This is a genomic window from Allochromatium humboldtianum (assembly GCF_013385175.1).
Taxonomy (GTDB): Bacteria; Pseudomonadota; Gammaproteobacteria; order Chromatiales; family Chromatiaceae; genus Thermochromatium; species Thermochromatium humboldtianum.
Genome location: NZ_JABZEO010000042.1, coordinates 1 through 5,025, shown reverse-complemented (window position 1 = coordinate 5,025; position 5,025 = coordinate 1). Strand labels below are relative to the sequence as shown.

General features: G+C 63.0%; 4 protein-coding genes. 3 read left to right on the top strand and 1 reads right to left on the bottom strand.

Features of this window, described 5'->3' with window-relative positions; genetic code table 11:
- Positions 1-888, top strand: an 888-nt coding sequence (locus HW932_RS21235; RefSeq protein ID WP_176978445.1) for an RNA polymerase sigma factor, incomplete at its 5' end; no start/stop codon positions are given.
- A complete protein-coding gene (locus tag HW932_RS21230) occupies positions 885-1,835 on the top strand; it encodes a hypothetical protein (RefSeq protein ID WP_176978444.1) in 951 nt (316 codons plus the stop codon). The genes HW932_RS21235 and HW932_RS21230, both read left to right, overlap by 4 nt.
- Before the next feature lie 30 nt (positions 1,836-1,865).
- On the opposite strand, the gene HW932_RS21225 is transcribed toward HW932_RS21230, so the two are convergent.
- Positions 1,866-3,980 carry a caspase family protein gene (locus HW932_RS21225; RefSeq protein WP_176978443.1) on the bottom strand — a complete coding sequence of 705 codons (2,115 nt, stop codon included), beginning with the start codon at positions 3,978-3,980 and terminating at the stop codon, positions 1,866-1,868.
- Positions 3,981-4,605: 625 nt separating this feature from the next.
- On the opposite strand from HW932_RS21225, the gene HW932_RS21220 reads away from it, so the two are divergent.
- On the top strand, positions 4,606-5,025 hold a 420-nt coding region (locus HW932_RS21220; protein ID WP_222932484.1), incomplete at its 3' end, for a tetratricopeptide repeat protein.

Here is a 5,025-nt window from a genome sequence, read left to right as displayed (position 1 = left end):
GCACAGGACGGCTCAGATCCGACACGCCACAATCCGCCCTGGCTCGCCGATTTCTTTCGGGAGCCCTGGCAAAGCTGGTGCGGCGGACAAGTCCGGCGCTTCTTCGCCCATACCGCCGTGGATCCGCTGGAGGCCGGTCAGGATGCCTTGGGCATCCTGTACGAAAAACTGCGTGAACTCGACGACAGGCCCAGCGACGCCCTGGTTCGTGCCATGTATGGCAATGTGCTGCGGGATCTCTACCGGCATCATTTCGGACGTCCGCGCCCACCGACCTGGGTCCAGACACTGGGGCCGCTCTGGATCTGGCTCTGGGAGCTGGTGTGTCTGCGCTGGCTGCCCAGGAGCGAGGTGGTGCTTCAGATGACAGCGTCCCAGGCCTGTTCTCTGCATGGCCAAGTCACACCGCAGTGGGTCGAGCAGGGGATCACGCACTTGAACGCCGAGCAGGCTTGTCCCGAACGGGTGAAGCTGGTCTCCGTGGAGTCCGATCCCGAAGACGATGGAGAAAGCCTTGATCTGGTGGACGGCACCACCCTCACTGATACCCTGGCCGAAGCCGAACTCGCGATTTTACTGCGCGTGCTGGTCGGATTCGAGGATGACGCGGCCCTGTCTGCGTATAGCCGGCGGCTGGCACGGGTTGCTGCTGACGCTTGCACGGCCCTGGCACTGAGCGACGAAGAGCGGATCCTGCTACGGCTGCGTTTTCAGGAGGATCTATCCATCCCCCGTGTCGCCGCCTGTCTCAACCGACCACAGCATCAGGTGCGACGCCAACTGGAGCGCCTGTTGGCGCGCATCCGGGCGATCCTGGACGAGTATCGGATCGGCAGCCGGGAGCTGTTGACGGCTGACGCCCCATTCGCAATGAGTTCATCCGTATGAATACCTCTGCCCGCCTGTCATCCGACCCCAGACAGGAACAACTCGAAGCCCTGCTCGCTTTGACCTTGCCGACTCCTCCGCCGCCCGGTCCGACACCCACCCTGGCGGAGATCGAGGCTTGGCAGTGCGGTCGACTAACCGGCGCGCGTTCAGCCGAGGTACTGGCCCATGTCGCCCGCGATCCGGTCTGTTACCAGCAGTGGTTCGAGCTGCGCCGGCAGGCGGCCTCGCCAGTCGTCACCACAGGCGCACCGCCCGTCGCAAGCCGTTGGCGAAGATTCATGGATTCATTGCTTGACCGAATGCAGGAGGACCGGCGGCACCCGGCACTGCTCGGCGGTGGGCTGGCCACAGCACTGGTGTTGATCCTGACGGTAGGACTCTTGGCACCCTGGAGCGAGACTCCGGAGTGGGAGCGAATGCTCGAAGAAGATCAAGCACGCTGGGGAACACTGGCAGGCAGCCTATCGTATGTGGATTGGGTAGGGAATATCGGCACTACTCGTGGAGAGCCGCTCCCCACTGCGCCCTTCACCCTGGAGCAGCAGAGCTTTCAGGCCGGACTCAGGGCCACGTTGGCCTCCCGGCTCGACGCCTCCCGGCTCGACGCCTCCCCAGAGGGATCGGCGATCCTCGATGGGCTGGCGCATGAGCCGGGTCGCTGCCCGGATAGGGCGACCGAGATCGACCCGGCCTGTCATGACCGTCAGATCCTGGCGCAGACCTTCGGCCAATGGACCGCGCTGGCCTATCTGGCCTGTACTCAGGGGCAAGCCGAACCCGTGCCGCTTGGTCAGCGCCTGGACCAGTGGGCGGCTTTGACCGCCGCCCGGCAACTGGATCCCTGGCAGGCACAGCTCGATCCGAACGCACCGATGACCGCTGATCCACCCTGTGACCGGATTCGTGGACTGATCGCTACGGCACTTCAGCCGCCACCACCCTGACAGGGCCGAATGGCCGCTGACAGAAAGGCTCTAATTCGGTGCCTGAACCTCGAAGCGAACCATCGACAGCCCCCAACTGTCACTCGCTAGACGTGTCACGCTGCCGCGAGTCCGTTCCGCATGGACGGCCTCGGTCAGGAGTTGCTCCAGCGGGTTACCGACAGCTCGGGTGGGGTCGTAGCCGTCCTGCTCCAGCAGATAGGGATTGATCGGCTGACCGGATGTCAGCACCAGCAATTGCTCCTCGCCCGGTTGATCGAGTTGCAGGGCAATGTCCTCGCGATGCAGATCGAGCCGTTCGCCTCCTCGCAAGCGTGCCTGATCCGCAACCATGTCTTGCGCCGGAAAGAGCACGCGAATCTGACCATCCGGGGCCATGTTCAGCACATAGACAAAGTGATCGCGCCGACTGTCGTTGGTCAGCACGAAGCTGACCAGATCGGCCGGCTGAAAGCGCCTCTCGTCGAGTGTGGCGAGCGGGCGCGCCTCGGTCGGACGATAGCTGTCTTCACCGCTCCCGTAGCATCCCATATGCGGTTCCATGCAACGCTCATAGGCGATCCATTCGATGTGGACCGAGTTGGCCGGACCGGCGGCTTCTTCAGCCAGGCGCTGGATCTCGCGCACGCGACGATAGCGCTCCAGGTTACGTCGCAGCGCCGTGAAATCGAGGGCCGGCTCGGCCAGGGGGAGTTTCAAATGCTCGTGCAATAGCTGCTCGCCCGGAGTCAGCACCCAGAGTTCGAGTGCGGCTTCTGGATCTTCCTCAGGGAGACTGGCGCGGCGCCCATGAGGATCGATCGGGTAGTGTTCATGCCCAGCTTGGTCACGCCTGGGCCGCAGCAGCGCAAGCACCAGGTCCGCCTGACGCTGATGCTCGATGCGCTCGAAGCCAGGCATCCGCTCCTCGATGTCACGCTGGAGCGCGGCCTGATGAGCGCGATCGGACTCAAGGGTTGGCGGCAGCACAAACAGCCGGGTGGGGCCGATCCGGTAGGCATGCTCGGTCTCGACCAAAAAGTCGCCCGGTTCGAGCATGCCTTCTTCGATCTGCGCGCGACTCCAGGTGGCCTGTGTTTCGACGATACGAACATGCGCAGGCGGATTGGCGCGACTGTAGCGCGAGTCGAGGGTCACGCCGGACAGCGTGCCCGCATCGAGCGTGATCCGGTTGCGTTCACGATCCACATCGCGCACCAGCACCGAGGCGCGTCGCGGTGACGCTTGCCCCCCGGCCATCGGGCGGTCGGCCGACACACCGCTCAATTGCGGATGCTGCGCCTGACCATAGGTGCGACTCACACCCAGACGGGCGCGCTCGAAGAGCTGCCGCCAGGTCGCGTCCGGATCGGCCTGGCGCAGGGCACTGGCCCAGTGCCAAGTGAAAACGCCATACGATCGCCCCTGCGCGTCGGTGGTTTCATGGGCACTTTGATCGTCGCGCGCTGCTGCAATCACAACCGCATTTTCAAGCGGATGCGGCTGGAAGCGGACCCGGCTCAGCGGATGCTCACCGACCGTGGCGGGAGGAGCCGCGCGGATCACTGCCGCCTCGGTTCCACGGGTGTTGGTGGCGGAGTGGCAAGCATCAGCGACATAGACCAGCTCACCCGCCCGCGCGGCAATCGGGGCGAGCCACTGATTGAGTTCGTCGTCCAGGATGTCGAAACGGTCCAGGTCGGCGGCCTCTACTGCGACTGGGGTCTCGGGTGCTGGAGGACGGCGCGCGCCGAAAGTCACCCAGGTTTGGTCGTGACCGCCACGCCGTTCGTCATCGTTTTCGTCAGGCAGGAACGACCCATGACCCGAATAATGGATGTAGACGAAATCCCCTGGCGCCACACGTTCCGACAGTTGCGCGAAGGCGCGGGCGATGCCCTGATGCGTCGCCTGCGCGTCGAGCAGGACATGGAGATGGGTTTCAGGGATCCCCAGGCGCTCACGCACGATCTCGCGCATGAGGCGAATGTCCTCGCGCGCGCCGGGCAGATCGTGTAGACCGCTAGTCGAATAGTCGCTGATTCCGATCAGCAGTGCATGACGCGCCGGTTGAGCGTGCGCGCAGAGGGTCGGTACCAATCCTGACAGCACTAGGGCGGCGGCGAGCCACCCCAGGTATTTCATTCGAACACGCTTGTCTTGCATGGGCGGAATATTCCGTTAATCTTTTGGTGTAAATGCCTGTAGCCATCGCATGGATCGGCAGACACTAACGATGAGGTCGTGTCCCTGCAAGGTCGAGTCTGGCTCCGGGCCGTCTTGATCATGAATACGGACATAAGGCTGGACTGCGACATCTCCGACGTCCCATCGGGCGGTTGCTGTCGTCTCGTTCGTGCGGCTGTCATATCGCTACACGATGTCCGTCTATCGCTTCAGGAGGTTTTACGAACCTTCGAACGGTTGACGAAAATCCGCTTGTTCGATTGCGGCATCGACGAAAAAGGTGAATCAAATGAGAGATTCTTGTGGAATTTGCGGTGAGTCTTGGGATGACGAAAATCTGAGCAATTGCAGGGAATGCGGCAGGAGTTTCTGCTACAAGTGCGGCCATACCTGGCTCTGCGACAGATGTCGGGCAAAACAGGCAGCCGCCGCCCAACAGGCAGAGCAGACCGGCGATCCACAACAGGAGCCTGGGAGTGGACCGGGGTGATGGTTTCCCGGCAAGAACAGGAGGTTGGCGGTCTCATCCATCGTTTCTTGTCAATTCTGCGCGCCAAGACCCTGAACGGTTTTCAGACTCGTTGACCTTCATTGGTGGATGCCCATGAACCGATCCGGACTCGCCGGGCCCTTCCTGATCCTGCTGACGACGGGCGCTGTTGCGCAGGAGGCGACGACAACGCCCGCCGTCGTGCCGGATACCGCAGAGTCATCCGGTCAGCCCCCTTGGACAGTATGGAGGGCTGCACCTGAAACACGGGATACTGAAACACTGCATCAGCGCGCCTTGGAGAAGTGGGCGGCAGGTGATGCAGACCCCGCCCTAGGCCTCTTGGCAGAGGCCATCGCCCGTTTTCCATACAACGCTTCGAACTACGTGGCTCGTAGTCGCATCCTGAGTGAATTGAAGCGCTATGACGCGGCCATCGCCGACCTGCGTCGGGCCACCGAGCTAGAACCGGCACGCTCAAATGCCTGGGGCAACCTTGGCTGGCACCTGATCCTCCAGGGCGATTTCGCGGCG

Bases quoted from the DNA above. Each gene is read 5' to 3' on its own strand.
- HW932_RS21225 (WP_176978443.1), bottom strand. From the start codon at position 3,980: ATGCAAGACAAGCGTGTTCGAATGAAATACCTGGGGTGGCTCGCCGCC.
- HW932_RS21230 (WP_176978444.1), top strand. From the start codon at position 885: ATGAATACCTCTGCCCGCCTGTCATCCGACCCCAGACAGGAACAACTC.